The 20,862-nt window shown below is 36.7% G+C and carries 18 protein-coding genes and 1 other RNA gene; 5 read left to right on the top strand and 14 right to left on the bottom strand.

Translation table 11 applies throughout. The features are described 5' to 3' along the window. Nucleotides 1-49: 49 nt before the first annotated feature. The 13 genes from ybeY to ACFIK3_RS04480 all read right to left on the bottom strand — a co-directional run bounded on the left by ybeY (nt 50) and on the right by ACFIK3_RS04480 (nt 13,509). Nucleotides 50-517: an rRNA maturation RNase YbeY gene (gene ybeY, locus ACFIK3_RS04540; RefSeq protein WP_375631071.1), complete on the bottom strand. Its 468-nt coding sequence runs from the start codon at nt 515-517 to the stop codon at nt 50-52. Next, nucleotides 514-1,638: a PhoH family protein gene (locus tag ACFIK3_RS04535; protein WP_375637610.1), complete on the bottom strand. Its 1,125-nt coding sequence runs from the start codon at nt 1,636-1,638 to the stop codon at nt 514-516. Before ACFIK3_RS04535 ends, ybeY begins: the two co-directional genes overlap by 4 nt. A gap of 159 nt (nt 1,639-1,797) precedes the next feature. Further along, a complete protein-coding gene (gene miaB, locus ACFIK3_RS04530) occupies nt 1,798-3,174 on the bottom strand; it encodes a tRNA (N6-isopentenyl adenosine(37)-C2)-methylthiotransferase MiaB (RefSeq protein WP_375631070.1) in 1,377 nt (458 codons plus the stop codon). A gap of 31 nt (nt 3,175-3,205) precedes the next feature. Further along, nucleotides 3,206-3,697, bottom strand: coding sequence for a ribosomal protein S18-alanine N-acetyltransferase (rimI, locus tag ACFIK3_RS04525; protein ID WP_273790580.1), 492 nt, complete (start codon nt 3,695-3,697; stop codon nt 3,206-3,208). Next, nucleotides 3,697-4,383, bottom strand: coding sequence for a tRNA (adenosine(37)-N6)-threonylcarbamoyltransferase complex dimerization subunit type 1 TsaB (gene tsaB, locus ACFIK3_RS04520; RefSeq protein WP_375631069.1), 687 nt, complete (start codon nt 4,381-4,383; stop codon nt 3,697-3,699). The genes rimI and tsaB overlap by 1 nt, the downstream gene beginning before the upstream one ends. 723 nt (nt 4,384-5,106) lie before the next feature. After that, nucleotides 5,107-6,135, bottom strand: a complete 1,029-nt coding sequence (locus ACFIK3_RS04515) for a YeiH family protein (RefSeq protein ID WP_375676318.1) — start codon at nt 6,133-6,135, stop codon at nt 5,107-5,109. A gap of 49 nt (nt 6,136-6,184) precedes the next feature. Beyond that, nucleotides 6,185-6,790, bottom strand: a complete 606-nt coding sequence (gene recR / locus ACFIK3_RS04510; protein WP_273790577.1) for a recombination mediator RecR — start codon at nt 6,788-6,790, stop codon at nt 6,185-6,187. Between the two features lie 30 nt (nt 6,791-6,820). Then, the gene (locus ACFIK3_RS04505) at nt 6,821-7,144 is read right to left on the bottom strand and encodes a YbaB/EbfC family nucleoid-associated protein (RefSeq protein WP_375631067.1); all 324 of its coding nucleotides are present in this window, start codon (nt 7,142-7,144) and stop codon (nt 6,821-6,823) included. A 14-nt stretch (nt 7,145-7,158) separates the two neighbouring features. After that, nucleotides 7,159-9,099, bottom strand: a complete 1,941-nt coding sequence (locus tag ACFIK3_RS04500; RefSeq protein ID WP_375676317.1) for a DNA polymerase III subunit gamma/tau — start codon at nt 9,097-9,099, stop codon at nt 7,159-7,161. Nucleotides 9,100-9,321: 222 nt separating this feature from the next. After that, nucleotides 9,322-9,419: signal recognition particle sRNA small type (gene ffs / locus ACFIK3_RS04495), an RNA gene on the bottom strand. Nucleotides 9,420-10,973: 1,554 nt separating this feature from the next. Then, nucleotides 10,974-11,381: a hypothetical protein gene (locus ACFIK3_RS04490; protein WP_273790574.1), complete on the bottom strand. Its 408-nt coding sequence runs from the start codon at nt 11,379-11,381 to the stop codon at nt 10,974-10,976. A gap of 536 nt (nt 11,382-11,917) precedes the next feature. After that, the gene (locus ACFIK3_RS04485) at nt 11,918-12,781 is read right to left on the bottom strand and encodes a prephenate dehydratase (RefSeq protein ID WP_273790573.1); all 864 of its coding nucleotides are present in this window, start codon (nt 12,779-12,781) and stop codon (nt 11,918-11,920) included. Beyond that, a complete protein-coding gene (locus tag ACFIK3_RS04480; RefSeq protein ID WP_375676316.1) occupies nt 12,778-13,509 on the bottom strand; it encodes a 3-deoxy-manno-octulosonate cytidylyltransferase in 732 nt (243 codons plus the stop codon). The genes ACFIK3_RS04485 and ACFIK3_RS04480 overlap by 4 nt, the downstream gene beginning before the upstream one ends. Before the next feature lie 104 nt (nt 13,510-13,613). Between ACFIK3_RS04480 and ACFIK3_RS04475 the strand changes: the two genes are divergently transcribed. Further along, nucleotides 13,614-14,177 carry a c-type cytochrome gene (locus tag ACFIK3_RS04475; protein ID WP_375657909.1) on the top strand — a complete coding sequence of 188 codons (564 nt, stop codon included), beginning with the start codon at nt 13,614-13,616 and terminating at the stop codon, nt 14,175-14,177. An 822-nt stretch (nt 14,178-14,999) separates the two neighbouring features. Here the strand turns inward: ACFIK3_RS04475 and ACFIK3_RS04470 are convergent. Continuing rightward, a complete protein-coding gene (locus ACFIK3_RS04470; protein ID WP_375671245.1) occupies nt 15,000-15,794 on the bottom strand; it encodes a molybdopterin-synthase adenylyltransferase MoeB in 795 nt (264 codons plus the stop codon). Between the two features lie 87 nt (nt 15,795-15,881). Here ACFIK3_RS04470 and gshB point away from each other — a divergent pair, with 87 nt between their 5' ends. The 4 genes from gshB (at nt 15,882) to pstA (ending at nt 20,830) form a co-directional block, all read left to right on the top strand. Further along, nucleotides 15,882-16,829, top strand: coding sequence for a glutathione synthase (gshB, locus tag ACFIK3_RS04465; RefSeq protein ID WP_375657907.1), 948 nt, complete (start codon nt 15,882-15,884; stop codon nt 16,827-16,829). 132 nt (nt 16,830-16,961) lie between these two features. Further along, complete coding sequence (locus tag ACFIK3_RS04460; RefSeq protein WP_375631060.1) at nt 16,962-18,008, top strand: substrate-binding domain-containing protein; 1,047 nt, start codon at nt 16,962-16,964, stop codon at nt 18,006-18,008. A gap of 75 nt (nt 18,009-18,083) precedes the next feature. Continuing rightward, nucleotides 18,084-19,544 (top strand): phosphate ABC transporter permease subunit PstC, encoded by a 1,461-nt coding sequence (gene pstC / locus ACFIK3_RS04455; protein WP_375676315.1) that lies wholly within the window; start codon nt 18,084-18,086, stop codon nt 19,542-19,544. Further along, nucleotides 19,541-20,830, top strand: coding sequence for a phosphate ABC transporter permease PstA (pstA, locus tag ACFIK3_RS04450; protein WP_375631059.1), 1,290 nt, complete (start codon nt 19,541-19,543; stop codon nt 20,828-20,830). The genes pstC and pstA overlap by 4 nt, the downstream gene beginning before the upstream one ends. Nucleotides 20,831-20,862 lie beyond the last annotated feature (32 nt).

The following is a 20,862-nucleotide window of genomic DNA, read 5'->3' as shown; positions in this document are numbered from 1 at the left end:
ATGCTGGTAATATTGATTTTAAAAGTTAAATTTTATCATTGATAGACAATTATGCGTAAGGATCTTTTATGGAAAGCTTTTGAAGAATTTCTCTTTCGAGCTTTTCCATTTTATATGCTTCATCATCAGTTTCATGGTCATAACCAAGCAGATGTAAGATACCATGAACAATCATATGCGTTAAATGATCTTGAAATGTTTTTCCTTCGTTCTCTGCTTCGAAAACAACAGTTTCTCGGGCAATAATAATATCACCGAGCATGGGACCAGGTTGATTTCCAGCTTTAAGTGGAAAAGCAGGAAAGGATAATACATTAGTGGATTTGTTTTTGTTGCGCCATTGTGCATTGATTTGTGCCATATGCTCATCATCCGTAAAAAGCAGGCTAATCTCGCTTACAACATTTTCCAATGAAACATGATGCATAGTTGCCATTAATGCTTTTTCAGTGATATTATAAAGCATTTTCTCATCATTCCACCCTGCGCTTTTAATCATTATATCAATAATAATCATGATGAATCAAATTCATTTTTTAATGCATCGCATGCGAATGATTTTTTTTTATTTTGTATTTCGGAATCACGATCATAAGCACGAACGATAGCAGCAACAAGTGGGTGGCGTACAACATCTTTTTCATCAAAATGCACAATTGCAATATTTTCTACATTTGAAAGAATGCGAATTGCTTCAATGAGACCTGATTTTTGCCCTGTAGGCAAATCAATTTGGCTTACGTCACCGGTAACAATCATACGCGTTCCTTCTCCAAGACGTGTGAGGAACATCTTCATTTGCATGGGGGTAGTATTTTGTGCCTCATCAAGAATAACAGCAGCATGGGCAAGTGTTCGTCCGCGCATAAAGGCGAGAGGAGCAATTTCTATGACACCAGAAGCTAAAATGCGTTCTATTTTTTCAGCGGGCATCATATCATAAAGAGCATCATAAAGTGGTCGTAAATATGGGTCGACTTTTTCTTTGAGATCACCGGGAAGAAAACCAAGATGTTCTCCAGCTTCAACAGCTGGACGTGAGAGAATAATTCGCTCAATGATACCACGTTCTAGAAGCATTGCAGCATGAGCAACAGCAAGATACGTTTTTCCTGTTCCTGCTGGTCCTACACCAAACACAAGTTCAGTATGCTCCATAGCGCTTATGTAAGCGTCTTGTGTTGGAGTTCTTGCATGAATTATTTTTTTATGGGTACTCAACCGTGCTGGTATACGTTTCGTTGCAGATTTGTGTGTTATTGTGTCTTCTTTCTGCTTCTTTGGTATATTTACCATAGCAATCGCTCCTTTTATATCTGATAAAGTGAGCTCTTGATGTGTTTTGGCACGTTCATAAAGCTGCTGCAATACATATTGCGCATGTTTTATAACAGAAATATTTCCACGGATTAAGACTTCATTACCACGCGGATGAATACTAAGTTCGAGTTTTTTTTCGATATAAGCGAGATTTTCGTCAAATTTACCAAAAACTGCTTTTGCATATTTATTATTTTCGAAAATCAAAACAACTTGGCTCACATCTGAAGCGCTTGTTTGTTTCAAGGTATCAGCCTTTTCAAGGGACATATTTACTTTTTCTTTAATACGCTTTATTTTTTCGGTTGAAGCTTTCAGCCTATTCTCCATATCTACATAAATATTGCACATTTTGTTAAGTAAACTTTATAAAAGACAATTTTTACAAAAAGTGCACGCTTTAGATGTAATCATTTTCTTTTAAAATAAAAGAGTTTTCAAAAATATTTATTTTTGAACAAGGTGTTAGAGGCATGTTTATCTATTTGTCACTTCACCAACAAAACTGTTTGAGCTTGCATTTTTAATATGAATTTCTATCACGCTACCTGTAGAGGCTTCTGTATCGACAACAACAGGTAAAAGCCAAGGGGAACGCCCTACCATTTGCCCTGAGTGACGTCCAGGTTTTTCGATGAGAACGTTCGTTTTCTGATCAATTTTAGAACGCAAAAACGCATTTTGTTGCTCAAGGAGAAGGGCTTGTAAATGTTGAAGTCGGGAATCTTTTACAGATTCATCAACATGATTTTTCATTGTGGCTCCCACTGTTCCAGGACGGGGGGAATATTTAAAAGAATAAGCTGAACTGTACTGTACTTGTTGAATAAGTTTAATGGTTTCTTCAAAGTCTTCATCTGTTTCTCCTGGAAACCCTACAATAAAATCGCCTGAAAAGGCAATATCTGGCCGTGCGTTTCGAATTTTTTCGATAAGATGAAGATAATGAGAGCTTTTGTGTTGTCGGTTCATGGCTTTTAAGATGCGATCTGAACCTGATTGAACAGGAAGATGGAGGTAAGGCATTAACATATCAAGATCTCGATGCGCGGCAATAAGGCTATCATCCATATCACGTGGGTGGCTGGTTGTGTAACGCAAACGCTTTAAACCATTGAGTTTTGCAAGATGATAAAGAAGATCGCCAAGACGCCAAGTTTTGCCATCAGCACTTTGTCCATGCCAACCATTGACATTTTGTCCAAGCAGCGTAATTTCTTTGACACCCGCTTCGATGAGTTGGCGGGCTTCCTCGGTAATTTGCTCGACAGACCGTGATATTTCAGCACCGCGTGTGTAAGGAACAACACAAAAAGTGCAAAATTTATCGCAACCTTCCTGTACTGTTAAAAATGCGCTAACACCTCGTTTTCTTACCGCATGTTTATTATGGGGCGGCAAATGAGCAAATTTATCTTCAACAGCATAGTCTGTTTCGATAATTTTTTTTCCTTGTTTTGCTTTTTCTAACAATTCTGGCAAGCGATGATACATTTGCGGACCAATAACAAGATCCACTGTTGGAGCACGGCGCAAGATTTCACTTCCCTCAGCTTGTGCAACACAACCTGTTACACCAACCATCAGGGGTTTATCAGGTGTGCGCTCTTGACGCATAACGCGCAAACGACCGAGATCAGAATAAAGTTTTTCTGCTGCTTTTTCACGAATATGACAGGTATTAACAAGAATAAGATCGGCATCATTGGGAATTTGTGTTGTCACATAGCCTTGCGAACTGAGGCTATCAGTCATCCGTTGGCTATCATAAACATTCATTTGACATCCATAGGTTTTGATAAAAACCTTTTTAGGAGCAACAGGAGGCGTATTTTTAGGATTTACTTTATTCATAGCGCATGTGTAAATGTTTTTTACACAAATCTCAATCTATTTGCTTAAAAGTTTTTTGCATGATAATTGCATCACCACGACCATTTTTTGACGCGTAGTAGGCAAGACGTTCAGAAATTTTTTGAAATTCAAAGCGTTGATAAAGGTTCAAAGCAGAAAGATTTGTGGCTTCTACTTCCAAGAATAATTTTATAGCGCCCTTGTCGTGAAGATGGTGAACTGTACGATCGATAAGAAAGGTACCAATTCCTTGTTGACGATAATGAGGATGAACAGCAATTGTGATGATTTCTGCTTCATCAAGGATGAGACGGCATAGGCAAAAGCCTAAAATTTGATCAGAGCGATCAATGAGAAAAACTTTGTATCCGAAGATAGAGTGATCTGTTAAGAAATTATCAAAAGCTTGTTTTTCCCAAGAAGGGGTAAAACAATGTTGATGAATTTGATGAAGAGAAGCACTATCATTAACTTGTAGCGGAGCAATTCCAAAAATCTTTTTTGTCAATGAAAATTTGGGCATTATTTTTTTTGTGGCAAAGCAAAATTGGTTTGTTGTTTTGCATCAGCGCTGCGTAGATAGAGTGGGCGAGGCGAATTTTTTGATTGTTTGTTTGCAGCAAGATAAGCATAGTTTACAATATCGGCCGCTTCGCAGGGGATTTTTTCTAGGACAATTTTTTCGTGTATTTTATGGTTTTTAATATGTTCCATAACGACATCAGCAGCTGGGCCAGTCAGTCGGGTTTTTTTGGGCAAATCTTCGAGGATATTTTCAATTGTTTTTAATCCCGGCTCTCCCAAAGGTGTGAGATCATTATGAAAATTTTGATGGTAGAACATCCCTCTCCCTGCTTCAATGACAACAGTAATTGCCGATACTGTACTTTTACTGTTTATGACTTGTGCTGCTAACGCTTCAAGAGCACTCACTCCAACAGCAGGTATTTCAAGTGCTAATGCCAAAGCGCGCGCTGTTGCAACACCGACACGTACACCAGTAAATGATCCAGGTCCAATATTGACAGCAATACGCTCAACTTGATCAAGCGTCATATTGGCTTGTTTCATTATTTGTGTAATCTGCCCAATAATTTTTTCGGCATGTCCTTTGTTCATGCGTTCATTGATACGCGCAATAACAGATTTATGACGAATAAGCGCAACAGCACAATAAATTGAAGCAGTATCTATAGCAAGGATAAGCATAAAAATATTTTAGTTGAATAAAACGATAAATAAAAGTCCCGCTGTATTTTTAGTCTTTTCATTATCGTATATTTCATTTGTAAGAAAGTTACTAGTGCCAATAAGCAACAATATCTTTTTATGAGATAGAACGAGATGTTGATTTAATCCTTATTATTTCACTTTTTGAATGAGTACCTTGAGTATTGTAAGATTCTCTTATTTTAAATTTACTTATGGTGAAACAATTAAAGTTATTTGCTTGTATATTACAAGCGGAGTTAGCGTATGAATCAAACTCCTTTCACGAATCGTTTAAATGTAAGGGTTGTCACAACTTTTAAGCTATCAAATAGTACGTTGATGCCACTTGTATTACATAGTAAGTAAAAGTAATTTAAAAGAGGAAAAGTCATGACCTCACATTTTTTCCAAATAAGAATATATTTTATCAGTCTTTGTATAAAAACCTCAGCGTAATGAGAGCAGATGAAAGAAATGGCATTCGTTTTGCATGAGTTACGTATTTTGATACTACCCCGTTGCAAATCATTATGGACTGAAAAGCAAAATTGACAGTTTTCACTTAAATATCAGCTCTTTCAATTTTTTGTATAGAATAATGAGCAGTATTTTAGAACTTTTTCTGGTTTTTTCTGGTTTATGAAAGAACTGATTTTAATAATAATGAGGACTTTGGGTTGATTGCATACTACGTTGAAAAAATAATAATCAATGCACATTTTAAAATGTTATATGATTTAACTCATTCAATTGTATCATAAGAAGGCTACAAATACCGAGAATAATTATGGAGCAGGTTGAAGCCAAAATGACGCGCCATCCTGCTTTTTTTAGTGATCGGATATCAACACCTAATCCTAGTGCAGCCATTGAGATAACAGTAAACAACTGGGCAATAAATTTGATGGGATTGATAGCCTTTTCAGGGATAAGACCACTTGAGCGAACAAGCATCATGATAATAAAGCCAATGATAAACCATGGGACGAGGGTATGTAAACGCAAGCGTGTTTCTGCTGATCGGCGATAAATGATTGATAGAGTAAAAATAACAGGGCCTAACATGAGAACCCGTACTAATTTGACAATTGTTGCAATTTGAACACTTAGAAAAGAGATAGGTGCTGTTGCTGCTAAAACCTGTGGTACAGCATACACAACCATGCCAGCAAGCACACCATATTGGCTAAATGACAAATTCAGAGATGGATGTAAAAAGGGTAGAAATAAAATAATAAGAATTCCTAAAAGAGCAGTGAAGGCAATTGATGCGGCTACATCGTCATGTTTTGCTTTTATAACAGGTGCAACGGCGACAATAGCTGAATTGCCACAAATAGCATTCCCACAAGCGACCAGCATTGCCAAATGTGTAGAAAGCCCGAAAAGTCGGCCGATGGCAAAGCTCAGGATAATTGTTACGAATATCACGAATATGATACTAGCAAGCAAATTCCAACCAGCTGAAAGGACTGCGTTAATGCTAATGCTTGCTCCTAGAAGAACGATAGCAATTTCGAGAAGTGTTTTTGCACAAAAGGTGATACCTTTTTGAAAATATGTTGGCAAAGAAAAACAACTACGGATAATTGATCCTAGAAGAATTGCCAAAACAAGGCTTTCAAGCCACGCTTCCGTGAAAAGCTGTTTTTCTACAACTTCTAAGCCATGAGCTAAGGCTGATATGAGTAAACATACTAAAACACCAGGACCAAAGTCGTTTAAAAGTGAGAGATTTTTCTTTATCATTTTAATATTCCCCCGTCATTAAAGAGCTAAAGGTTAAGAAGAAAAAGCTTTAAAGATTTGTTCTTGCTTGTACAGCTGCTGCTAAAGTTCCATCATCAAGATAATCAAGCTCACCTCCTACAGGAACACCATGAGCAAGTCGCGTAATTTTAACTGGAAAATTAGAAAGCTGATCAGTGATATAGTGAGCAGTTGTTTGACCTTCGACAGTCGCATTGACAGCAAGAATAATCTCCGTAATAGGGTTTTGTACAACACGCTGTATTAAGGTGGCAATGTTGAGTTCGTCAGGACCTATTCCATCTAAGGGGGAGAGTCGTCCACCCAACACATGATAACGTGCGGCTAAAGTTTTTGCGCGCTCAAGGGCCCACAGATCAGCAATATCCTCAACAACGATGATTGTTGTATCATCGCGGCGCAAATCTGTACAAATTGAACAAGGATCAATGGTATCGACATTTCCACAAACAGAACAAATACCGACTTTTTCGATAGCTGCTTGTATAGCCGCTCCCAAAGGCTCCAGCAATGTCTCCTTTTTTTTGATAAGATGAAGCGCAGCACGACGCGCTGAACGTGGACCAAGACCTGGTAACCGTGATAAAATCTGAATGAGACGTTCAATCTCAGGTCCTGCAATGTATTTAGACATATTTTTGTCTCACGGGAAAAAACCGTTTCATTAAAATGGAAGCTTGAAACCTGATGGGAGTGGTAGCCCTGCCGTTATACTTTTGGTTTTTTCTTCTATTGCAACTTCGATTTTTGTTCTTGCTTCATTATAAGCTGCCATAATGAGATCTTCAAGAATTTCACCTTCCTCAGGTTTGAGTAATGAAGGATCAATTTGAATTGCTGTTATAATATTTTTGCCATTTAAAGTGATATTGACGAGACCACCCCCTGCGGTGCCCACAGCTTGCAGATTAGCTATTTCCTCCTGAATCTTCTGCATTTTTTCTTGCATTTCTTTGGCTTTTTTCATCATGCTCATCATTTCACGCATAGGAATAGGTATCCTTATTCATCATTGATATCATTTTTATTTTTAAAAATATCAGCATTTTTAAAGGTATTGGAGAGTAAATCAAGATCATTTTCTTCTTTATTGAGTCGAATATCGACAATTTTTGCTTCTGGGAAATGATTGAGGATTTTCGCAATATCAGGATCTGTTTCTGCATTAGAAAAAAGAGTCTTTTGAATCGCTATACTTTCCTCCTGTAAGGTTGGGCCACCTCCTTCATTAACAAAAGTTATTGTCCAGCGTTTTTCTGTCCATTGAGATATCTTTTTTTCTATATCATGAGCAAGAAATTGTGGGGTATTTTCAGAAAGTCTTAAGGTAATATGCCCAGCTTCAAAAGAAACAGGATGAACAAATTCTTTAATAAGGAGTTTGAAAGGAGTGTCATTATGCTGTTCGGCTAATTGAACAATATCGTGCAAAGAATTAATCACGAGAGTTTTAGGTTCAGTAATCTTTTCTGTTGTTTGCTTGACAGAATGCGATAAATTTACAATCTTTTCAGAAAGATCAGTAGATGGAGAAGTTTCTAGAATTTCTGTTACTTCTTGGGCGTTGATTTTGTCATGGTTTTGATTTTTAACTAAATTTTCCGGTTGTAAGGAATGATCTAATTGGTTTTTCAAAGAGCTTTTTAAATCTGATTGATCGAGTAATGTATTTGAAACGCTCGAGGAAGCATGGGCTCCGACCATTGTTTCTTTTGTTATATTATTTGCATTTGTAGATTCTTGATGAGAAGAGTTTTTAACCAGTGTGAGAGGCGTTTTTTCTTGCGTAAGCTTTTTTAAAGCCTCATCAAGAGTTGGTAAGTCAGCCGTGTGAGCAAGACGAATTAAAAGCATTTCAGCGGCTTGAAGAGGACGTGCAGTTTGATTAACTTCCTGTAAACCTTTGAGTAACATTTGCCAGTTTCGGGATAAAATAGGAACGGAAAGTTTTTTTGAAAAGTCTAAACTTCTTAAACGTTGTTCTTCAGTCAGAGAAAAATCTTCCACTATTTCTGGTGTAAAACGTAAACGTGTGACCAGATGATTAAAATCGGCTAGTTCTGTCAATATAGTAAGAGGATCAGCACCTGCTTCATATTGACTGCGTAATTCATGTAACGCATTGACAACATCGCCCTTCATAATAAATTCAAAAAGATCAATGATACGTGCTTGATCCGCTAATCCTAACATTGTACGCACCGCAATAGCATTAACATTGCCATTGCTATGGGCGATTGCTTGATCAAAAATGGATAATGCATCACGTGCAGATCCTTCTGCAGCACGGGCAATCATAGAGAGTGCTTGCTCTTCTACTTCTACCTTTTCATATTTCGCAATTTGACGCAAATGTGCACTCAAAGCTTTTGATTCAATACGTCGCAAATCAAAACGTTGGCAACGCGAAAGAATTGTAATAGGAACTTTGCGAATTTCTGTTGTGGCAAAAATAAATTTCACATGGGACGGTGGTTCTTCAAGAGTTTTCAATAAACCATTAAAGGCTTGTGTTGAGAGCATATGTACTTCATCTATAATATAAACCTTATAGCGTGCAGAAACAGGACGATAGCGTATTTGTTCAATAATTTCACGAATATCATCAATGCCCGTATGAGAAGCGGCATCCATTTCTATAACATCAATATGGCGTCCTTCGATAATTTGTGTGCAATGTTCTCCAAGAGAGTCCAATACGGTTGTTGGTTGATCAATATCTTTTGTTTTATAATTAAGCGCACGTGCCAAAATACGTGCTGTTGTGGTTTTACCTACGCCACGAATCCCTGTTAACATCCACGCTTGTGCAATACGACCTTTTTCAAAGGCGTTGGTGAGAGTACGCACCATAGCTTCCTGACCAATGAGGTCAGAGAAGTTTTTTGGTCGATATTTACGAGCAAGAACACGATAGGCTGTTTCTACCGGTAAATTTTCCATGAGTATTTCCAACTTCGAAGTTCTTTATGCGTACATTTTGATAATACAAAAGCATAGATCAATACTGTAGTCTCATATAAAAGGATTTTTTCTTAATCAAATTATTTATGGGACAATTTGTTTAAAAATAACAAAACCCCTTTATTTGCTGCATACAAATGCTGCTCTGAAGATTAAAATACCTCGCTAAAAGACAGCATAAAAAATAATTTCTTCAGCAAAATAGGAGGTTGGAACGATGACCCGTACCAGAACTCGTTGGGGCTGCTTCTTTCCAGACCTGACCCAGTTGGCGAGTAGTTCGTCCACCACCAACCTCCCAAGCTCATATTGTCGATTTGGAATGAAAAATCAAGATCAGAAACGAAAAATATCCTAAGAACGACGAAGAATTTTCCTTTGCGTTTAATTTATTGACATATAAACAACAAAGAGATTGTGGATTTACCAGTTTTTATAGCAGTAGCTCTTCATATTTATTTGGTATGAAAATATTTTTTCGCTTAAGATAGTCTGAATGTATAATTATTCTCATTCGCTGAAACATGTAAGAGTTTTAGGATAGATACATCTGTTCTAAAACTACGAAATTGAATCATCAAAAATTTACAACAGTCAAAGAAGCAAATAAAGCAGATAGATCATGTAATTGGCTAACATTCGAAAGTCAGGGGGAAGAGTGCTATTTAAAGAATTATAAAATATTGCTTTAATGGTGTTTCTCATCTCACACAAAACAGAACATCCCAAACAGAACAACTTAATGTTATACATTCACAGGCTTTTGAAAGAGCGATTGCTCAATACTCTTAACTATATTTCAAACGCCACTCATAAATAGTATACATGCTTCCCTTGAGTTATAAATCTATTGTTGCGCTACCCTCTTTATGCTTAATACAAAGTATAAATTTTAGCCCTCATGCTATTTAACAACTCCCAATGTTGCGATCCCTTGTACTTGAGAGGCTTTATAAGAAGCATTTTTATTCCTTTTTTTTAATCGTTTTTACTCACACACCAATCCCATTTGTAACTTTCGAGGAAACGATTTTAATGGATTCAATATGAGATTTAAGATGGGAGGATCTTACTTTATTCGTGGTTTTAATTCAGTGTAAGAAAATCAAAGTCGTATAATGATAAGCCAGTATCTTAAATATCTTATAAGAGCACCACCTCTTTTAACATAATATAAATATATAAATACTGAGTAGATGTTATCGCTCTTTTTTTGCGTGCTTGTTCTTTTAATTAAAAAACATTGATGTTCATCACAAGGTGGGTCAATATATGAAGTTTCATTATTTGAGAAAAGATTTCATATATTTTTTAAGGGGCTGTACTCATACAAGAGAAGATGCAACATTCAACGCTATAGAAATAAGGGGATACTGATTTTATAAGCATAAAAATGGTTCTTATCGATAGTAAGCGACATTTTATAGTTTCAAATAATATATTCTTTAATAAGGAGGGAAAAGCGAGATAATTTTTATAAAAAGCTGAATGAGTATGACTTAAAGTGCAGTGAGGAATGCATCTGTAGAGCAAATTTTACTTTTCCGTTTATCTAAGTGATTTGGGTACGATGTGCTTTATATCACTTAAAATGAAGCAGTTGCGAAGAGAGAAGCATATTCTTATTAAAAAAATAGCTCTGATAGTAGAAAATACAGAACAATTTAAATTTAGTCTTTTAGTTTTCGTAAAAGTTCCTTAATATCTAACCTTATGAGCAACTTAAGGTTTGCCATATTAGGATAAAAACACCTCTTCAGCGACAAGTTTTAATGGCTCATTATGCTGTATTTTGAAAAAAATAACTGAAAAAAAAATAAATCTACTAAAATTTAGATGTTATAGAAATATTGTTAATCATAATCTCCTGTGTCACAATTTGTTCCAACAACTTTTTTCTTCGTAATATTTTTAAAAATATAATGTCCTGACGAAGGAAAACTTATATGAAGAGATTTTATATTTTTTAGGATAAAGATCTTCTTTTCTTTATCATGGGTTATTTTCTTTTCATCATCAACAGCAATTCTCAATTTGTTTAAATCAGAAGGGGTAGAGTACGATAAAGTAAAGGATACTTTCTTTGGTTCAAAGATACTACAAGAGTATTCAGCTCCTTGATGGATTGTATCGGATGGTATGATCACAACACTTTCATCCAGCCCAAAATTCCATTTTTTCTCACCAAAGCCAGCAAACGCACCACTAGAGTAGGCGAGAATATTTGCGGCTAATAATCCTTGCATGAAGATTTTTTTCATTATCCTCTCCTTTTTCTAAAGTGAGGTGAATCATAAATCAATTTTTATAAAGATAAAAGCTCAAACTTAACGCTAAAATCAGGGCTAAGTTGCATTTTCTAGTTTTAAACCATGTTCAGACTGATATCAGTCTAAGAAATTTGAATGCTCTATCATGTATAATAATTTGAATTGTTTTGAGAGCTAATTTAGAAGTTCGTTATCTTTATTGGAATATTGTCAGAGGAAATGACTTTTCTCAAGAAGCTCTCTTTGAATATATAAAGGGAAATAGATGGTACAAGCGTTTTTATTTGTAGTTACTGTGTTTTTTACACTGGTTTTTATACGAGTTGAAGTGCTTTTTATCATGATATAATTTGTGGAAAAATATTATGGAAATAATTTATATATTCTTTTATGAGCCGTTTTTTCTTCTTCAGTTTTTATGAAGGGTGTTGAGTAGAAAAAAACGAGCTCTTTCAAGATACGTTGCATTATGAAATTTTTACGATGCTCTTTGATATCAGCAAAGAATGATAGCAACCTAATTGCTTTTATATATACGATGTTCGATCGTTTTGTGCTGGATAAGTACCGATAATACGCAGTTCTGCAGAAAAGAAAGATAATTCTTCTAAGGCAAGTTTCATCATCGGGTCTTCAGGATGCCCTTCAATATCAACAAAGAATTGTGTTGCATTGAAATTTCCACCAATTTGATAGCTTTCTAATTTTGTCATATTGATACCATTCGTTGCAAATCCTCCCATAGCTTTATAGAGAGCAGCGGGGACATTGCGCACTCGAAAAAGAAGACTGGTGATGATTTTTTCGCCATTTTGAGGTTTGGGGACATGTCGTTTGGAGCGTGAAAGGATGACAAAACGGGTAATATTATGAGGGTTATCTTCAACATCTCTTTCAAGAATATCAAGTCCATAGAGTTCTGCTGCGATTAAAGGTGCTAAGGCAGCCTGTGAACGTTTAGCATTTTTTTTAATAAATTTTGCAGCTCCAGCGGTGTCAGCAGAAACAACAGGTTTCCAACCGTTGTTTCGTATGATTTTTCGGCATTGTGCAAGGGCATGCGTATGGCTGTGGACGGTTTTAATTTCGTCATGTGTAACGCCGGGTAAAACCATGAGTTGAAAATGGATAGGTAAAAAATATTCATCAATAATATAAAGAGATGACTGCGGTAAAAGATGATGAATGTCTGCAACGCGTCCCGCAAGGGTATTTTCAATAGGGATCATAGCAAGATCAGCTTTCCCGCTTTCCACTAAATTAAGGGCGTCTTCGAAAGTAGCAGAGGGAACAGCATCCATATTGGGGAACATATTGGAGCAAGCAATATGGGAATTAGCGCCGTATTCTCCTTGGAAAGAAATTTTATTGGTTTTTTTAAGTATTTTCATGCTAAAATCTCACAAACTCTATCGAGATCATGTTGTGTGTCTACACCTAAGGGAATTGTATCGACTATTTCCACATCAATACGCATGTTGTTTTCTAATGCACGTAATTGTTCAAGTTTTTCACGTTTCTCAAGTGGTGAGGGTTTGAATGATACAAATTTCTCAAGTGCTTCGCGCCTATAGGCGTATATTCCAATATGGTGATAAAGAGGACCGTCTCCATAGGGTGCTGTGGCGCGCGTAAAATAAAGAGCACGAAGGCGATTTTGAGAAAGCGGTGTACCAATGATTTTGACAACATTGGGATCTCTTGTTTCATTTTCTTCAATGATTTTGGCACCCAAGGTTGCAATATCAGTAAAGCTATTTTCTAAAGGGCGTAGCGCACGAATGATTTCACGAGGCATTATTGTTGGTAAGTCACCTTGTACATTTAAAATGGCATTATAACGTTGTTCCGGATCAATGCGCATTAAAGCTTCATAAATACGATCAGATCCAGACTTATGATCACCTCGTGTTATGATATATTCATGTCCATAATCTGCAACAGCTTTAGCGATATCATTATGATCTGTTGCAACGATTGTACGTCCTATTGCAGCTTTTTTAGCTTGTTCTGCGACATGAACAATCATCGGTTTTCCGCCAATTTTAGCGAGAGCTTTTTGAGGAAGACGGGTTGAGCCTATACGGGCAGGAATAAGAATAATTGGTTCAAGAGCCATTGTAAGATTCCAAATGTCATCTGTGATGCATTTATGATGTTGTGTGTTATAAAGAAAAAGCTTAGACTAAAAATGGTAATGAAACCGTGAACATTTGAGTTTTTATGAATCGCCGGAGATTTATTTATTTTATTTGTGCTTGTTTATGTGTGCTGGTCGCTGTTGTGGGGATTTCCACACTCAGCAATATAATTTACGATCATCCTACATCAGTCCAATATCATCATACAGTTGCCAAGAATGATATATTTCAAGAAAAACAAAAAGCACCTGATGTTTCCCTATCACTAAATAGCCGCCTTCAACAAGGCAATTTTGAAAATGGCCGTAAAGTTTTTCGCCAATGTGCCATATGCCACACATCTGGACGCAATGCAGCAGGGCGTGTTGGTCCAGTCCTCTGGGAGATTGTTAACCGCCCTTTGGCATCAGCAGCAGGTTTTGCTTATTCACGGGCATTACGTGCTCATTCTGATCAAAAATGGGATTTTGTAACGTTAGATCGTTATTTACATTCTCCACGTGAAGCTTTTCCTGGGACCATTATGTCTTTTCGTGGAATTAAAAATGACCAAGATCGTGCCGATCTTTTGCTTTATTTACGCAGTTTATCCGATCATCCTGTTCCTTTACCAATGGATAATAATAAAGCGAACGAGCCAAATTAACTTATACCATAGATGTTAATTTTAGAAAGAAGTCTGACTTTTTGTAATTTTAGTTTCACGGTTTTATAAAAAGAGCTCTTTTATAAAAATGCACTCTTTACGCTGTCATCTGCAGATTGGTTTTCAAGATTTGTTTGCTTCACTTTTTCTACATATACTTGTCTGTGAAATTATTGCTGAAGGATTATCAATTCATGAGCCGCAACTTTCTGCTTCTGAATGCGATAATTATGTAATTAAAGCTCTCCATGAGGTTTATCTTAATCCTTCTATGCACATCAATCCCCATGTACTTTTACATCAATTTCCATGTATCAGAGACAATTGATTGTTCTTATACGTGCAATGATCCTAAGCTGCATTTTATGATGCTTGATGAATAGACGTTTTCTCTTGAGGTTAGAGGTGTAGGTACAGATCATTGACCTTCTATAGTATCAATCACTAAAATATGACTTAGATTATTTATTTATAGGTTATGGTTTGAAGTAAGCACTTTCATGTGAAACAATTTTCATGTGTGAATAGTAAAATAGTTGAATAGAGTTCTGCTGATTGTATTTTTATCTACGTTGAAAATTTTTTACACAAGAATACTGATGGCAGCTAAGTTTGCACGAGTCTCTGTCCATTTATAGACGATGACATGAAATTATACTGATAATCCATTATAGAGAATTATTTTTTCACAAAAGGTTTTCCATATTTGTGAAAAATTTAATAGGTTTCATTGGTTACAATGTTTCGATGACTTGCGATAAAATATTAGTATTTTAATACATATTGCGAGAGTGCTAAAAATTAGTGGAAGAGAGGACATAATCATAATTCTCCAAGCTTCTTAATAACTATGGCATTTTCTTTATAATTTGAGCGTTTATAAGTAATAATATTAAATTGCGCTAATAATCCATTATAGAGAAGAATCTTTCCTACTAATGGCTCTCCGATGTTTGTGATCATTTTAATAACTTCCATTGCTTGTAGGGTCCCAATAACGCCAGGTAAAACACCGATTATTCCAGTTTCAGCGCATGTTGGGATAGTCCCGTGAGCTGGAGGGGTGGGAAATAAATCGCGATAGTGAGGATTATTGTCTTTATACGGCATAAGGACGGTTAATGAGCCATTAAAACGTTCTACAGCACCACTTATTAAGGGTTTTTTGCATTGGGCAGCGTGATCAGCAAGAAGATAGCGCGTCGTAAAATTATCACTTCCATCAACAATGATGTGGTAAGCATTAAGCAGTTTATCCACATTACTTTTATCTAAGCGTAGGGTGTGTTTTTCAACTACAACATGGGGATTTATTGCTTTTATAGTGGTTTCAGCACTGTCTGTTTTGCTTTTGTTTATTGCATTTGTTTTATGAATAACTTGGCGTTGTAAATTGGAAAGTGAAACGATGTCGTTATCGACAATTCCAAGGGTTCCTACACCTACGGCAGCCAAATAGGTTAAGACAGGAGCACCAAGACCACCAGCACCCACAACAAGAACACGTGCTTTTTTTATCTTTTGTTGTCCTACACCACCAATCTCAGGCAAAATGATGTGGCGTGCATAGCGTTCGATTTCTTTGTTGTTTAATTTTGTATCTGTTTCTTTTGTCATAAATTTTCTCTTGTCATAGTTCTTTTATTGTTTACTAAGTTTATGATGCTTAGACCAGTCTGCTTTTAGGATAGGGAGGATTTATTTATGAAAATTGCCATTCAGATGGATCATATTTCAACAGTTCGGATTCAAGGAGATACGACATTTGCACTCGCTTTAGCAGCACAAGAACGTGGACACTCTCTCTTCCATTATACACCAGATCGTTTATCTCTGTATGATGGTTGTGTGATTGCACGACTAGAGCCATTGATTGTACATGATAAAGAGGGAAGCCACTATAAATTAGAAAAGCCTGTTCGCACGGAATTAACAGATATGGATGTGGTTCTTTTACGCCAAGATCCACCTTTTGATCTCAATTATATCACAACGACTCATTTGTTAGAACGTATTCATCCTAAAACACTCGTTGTGAATGATCCGGCATGGGTACGCAACAGTCCAGAAAAAATTTTTGTGACTGAATTTTCTGATCTGATGCCAGAAACATTAATTACCAAAGATATTGAAGAAATAACAGCTTTTAGAGAGACATTTGGCGATATTATTGTTAAACCACTTTATGGAAATGGGGGCGCTGGTATTTTTTATTTAAAACAAGATGATCGCAATTTAGCATCATTGTTGGAAATGTTTGCAGAAATTTATCACGAACCTTTTATTGTTCAGCGCTATTTAGAGGCAGTACGAAAAGGAGATAAAAGGATTATTTTGCTTGATGGTACACCTGTTGGAGCTATTAATCGAATTCCGACAGAAACAGATGTGCGCTCTAATATGCATGTTGGAGGCCGCGCGGAAAATGTTGAGTTAACAAAACGTGATTATGAGATTTGTGAACGCATTGGTCCAGCTTTAAAGGAACGAGGTCTTCTTTTTGTGGGGATTGATGTGATTGGAGATTATATAACAGAAATTAATGTGACGTCTCCTACGGGAATTCGTGAAATTAAACGCTTCTGCGGTACAGATGTTGCTCATTTGTTTTGGGATGTTATTGAGTTCAAGCGTTCAAATGAATTTATTTGACAGAGGACAAAAACATGGTTTTAAAAAATGATCCATGTTGTTTTTTATATTTGTTATGTTGCAAATGTGAACTAGAATGACCGTATGATATAAATTAAGAGGCTTTATCCTCAATTTTTAGGGAGCTTATAGATGAACAGAGTATTATCAATTGGAGTGGGATTGTTTTTTGCGCTACTGCTGTCAGCAAATGGAGGCAATGCGCGCGATCAAATACAGATTACTGGTTCATCTACAGTTTTACCTTATCAAAAGATTGTTGCTGAAACATTTGGAGAAATTTATCCTCATTTTAAGGTTCCTGTTATCGAATCGGGTGGAACAGGAGCTGGTATTAAGGAATTCTGCCGTGGTATTGGGGAGAACACTGTTGATATTGTTAATGCTTCGCGAGCAATGAAACCGAGTGAATTACAGTCTTGTTTTGATGCTGGTGTAAAAGATGTTGAGGAAATACGTATTGGGTATGATGGCATTGTTTTTGCAACTGATATTAAGGGACCTGATTGGAAATTACAGCCAGTAGATGTTTATAAAGCCCTTGCTGCTCGAATTATTATAGACGGAAAGTTGCAACCGAATAATGTTTTGAAATGGAGTGCAGTCAATAGTGCTCTTCCTGATTGGACGATAGCAGCGTATATTCCTGGGGAGAAGCATGGGACACGTGAAGTTTTTGAGGAAAAATTACTTACTAAGGGGTGTAAAGAGAGTGGGGCAGTTGAAGTGATGAAGTCTTTAGGAATGGATGATAAGGAGATACACACTGCTTGTATTGCGGTACGTAAGGATGGAAAAGCGGTTGATATTGATGGTGATTATTCTGAAACATTTGCGCGTCTAACTTCTAATAAAACAGGGGTTGGTATTTTTGGTTTGTCTTTTTATCAAAATAATGCTGATAAACTAAAAGTTGCCGATATTAACGGTTTTGCGCCAACAGTTGAGACGATTTCTAGTGGACAATATCCGGTTTCTCGTCCGCTTTTTTTCTATATTAAGAAAGCACATTTAGGTATTATTTCAGGTTTGCGAGAGTATGTTGACTTTTTTCTTTCTGATCAAATGATTGGTCCAGAGGGTCCTTTGGCTGAATATGGTTTGATTGTTTCTCCTGAAAAGGAGCGTCAAGCACAGCGTTCTGATTTTTCTGCTGGTCGAGTAATGACATTGAAATAACTTGCAGGGAAAATTTGTTGGATTTCTGGGATAGGGAATTTGGATGCTATTTTTTTATAAAAACTGAAAGATAAAATGCGCATTTCCTTTATTATTTTGTTATTATTGATTTTTGGATTTTGTGGTTTTTGTATTTCTTATATGCGAGCACGCATTCTTGAATACAGACAACATAAAATGCATTCTCGTGCGTATTATTATGGCTGGTGGACATTTTTGATTACTGTTATTCCAGCTTTTATTTTTTTAATTGTTTGGGATGCTGGGAGTACAATTTATTTAGAATATAATGCCTCTCGAGAGCTTGAGGCGTATAGTGCGCATGTAACAGAGCCTGTAAATCACGATCTACTTTGGGAGACACTTCGAAGTCTCGTCAAAAAGATTCATCGCTTTGAGGGGAATCTTTCTACCGCTTCCTATAAGGAAGTGCAGGCACAATTACTCGCGAAGGGATTGATTTTACCCGATGAATCATCGGATGATGTGTTCAAAATAGCACAGTCGTGGGTATTTTCTTCTGAAAAGCTTAAATTTATAGGTTATGTTTTCCTTTTTGCTATTGCGTCCTTTGGTTTTATCTGTGGAATGATGCAAATTGCGCCTCATCAACGTGCGCGTAATAAGGTTGAATCTTTTATTATTATTGGATTGATTTGTGCATCTATTGTTGCAGTCTTGACAACAATAGCCATTGCGCTTTCTATGCTTTTTCAGACAGTAAGCTTTTTTCAGTCTGTATCCTTTTCAAATTTCTTTTTAGGAACAGTTTGGGATCCACGTTTTTCCGCGAGCGGTTCAGGCGATGAAGTAGGACAATTTGGTTTAATACCGCTTCTTGCTGGTACGCTTTATATTGCATTTGTTGCCATGCTTTTTGCTGTACCTATAGGACTATTTTCAGCTCTTTATATGGCTGAGTATGCTTCTGCGCGATTGCGAGCAATTGTAAAACCATTATTGGAAGTTCTTGCTGGCATCCCAACCATTGTTTATGGTTTTTTTGCTTTGAAGGTTGTAGGACCATTTTTACGTGATCTTTCTGTTTCTCTCTCAGGTGGGGTTGGTTTTATTATGGCACAAAGTGTTTTGACCGCTGGAGTTGTGATGGGAATTATGTTGATACCTTTTGTTTCCTCTTTATCGGATGATGTTATTACGGCTGTTCCACGCATTTTACGTGAAGGTTCTTATGGTTTAGGCGCAACACAATCTGAAACAATTAAAAAAGTTGTTATACCAGCAGCGCTTCCAGGGATTATGGGGGCTATATTGTTGACGGCATCGCGTGCAATTGGAGAAACAATGATTGTGGTTTTGGCGGCAGGTGTTGCAGCAAACTTAACACTCAATCCTTTCGAAGCAATGACTACGATGACTGTTAAGATTGTTAATCAATTGACCGGTGATTTTGAGTTTAATTCTCCACAAACTCTGGTGGCTTTTGCCTTAGGGATGACGCTTTTTGTTATGACACTTTTGATGAATATTCTGGCTCTTTATATTGTGCGTAAATATCGGGAACAATATGAATGAATGAAGATTTTTTTCCTCGTCGCAATATTAGTCTCAAGCGTCGATATTGGGCTGAACGTCGTTTTCGTGCCTATGGTTTGATTGCCATTTTTATTGGTTTGTTTTTTTTATTTGCGCTTTTATGGTCTATCATTAGTCAGGGTTATACAGCTTTTTTTCAAAGTGAAATGACATTGTCGATTTATTTGGATGAAAAGATCATCGATCCAAGTGGTCAACGTAAAACAAAACCACAAGTTCTCATGACGGCGAATTATCCACTTCTTGTACGCAATGCTTTAGCAAAGAAACTTAATATCAATCAAAATGATCGAGCCTCTCTTCGGGACGTTAACCGTATGTTTTCAAATGGTGTCCGCGTTCAACTACGTGAAATGGTGACAAAGAATCCAAAATTGATTGGCACAATGCAAAAAGTTAAAGTTTTGGCATCTGCGGATATTGATTCTGCTTATAAGGGACAGATTGATCTGCGTGTAGCAGAAAAAAACCGTAAAGTTTCTAATCGACAAGTGGAATGGATAAAACGTTTAGCGCATGATGGTACGCTTCATAAAACATTTAATATTGGTTTTTTTACATTTGGCGCTTCAAGTCGTCCTGAGACTGCGGGATTAGGTGTTGCGATTATTGGTTCTCTTTATATGATAGGCATCGTTTTATTAGTTTCACTTCCAATAGGCATAGCAACGGCTCTTTATTTGGAAGAATATGCACGCAAAAATAAATTTACAGATTTTATAGAGGTTAATATCAATAATCTTGCAGCTGTTCCTTCGATTGTGTTTGGTCTTTTAGGACTCTCTTTTTTTGTTAATTTTTTAGGATTACCACGTTCAGCCTCCTTTGTTGGTGGTCTTGTTTTAGCGCTCATGACTCTTCCCACGATCATTATTGCAACACGTTCTGCTCTGCGTGCTGTTCCTCTCTCTATTCGTGCAGCAGCTTTAGGACTGGGAGCATCAAAAACACAAATGATTTTTCATCATGTTGTTCCTTTAGCAGCGCCTGGCATTTTGACAGGCACAATTATTGGAATTGCTCAGGCTTTGGGTGAAACAGCTCCTTTGCTTTTGATTGGAATGGTTGCTTTTGTTGTTAATATTCCTACGACCCCCATGGATCCAGCAACGGCTTTGCCTGTTCAAATTTTTATGTGGGCGGGGGAAGCAGAGCGTGCTTTTGTTGAAAAGACATCAGGTGCTATTATTGTATTGATGATTTTTCTTGCGATCATGAATATTTCTGCGGTTTTTTTACGACGACGATTTGAACGCCGCCAGTAATTTTAATAAAATAACAACTTTGATAAGATTTT

This window comes from Bartonella sp. CB10SXKL, assembly GCF_042195515.1.
Taxonomy (GTDB): Bacteria; Pseudomonadota; Alphaproteobacteria; order Rhizobiales; family Rhizobiaceae; genus Bartonella.
Note: the sequence above shows the minus strand (reverse complement) of the source record. Positions and strands in the feature narration are given on the sequence as shown.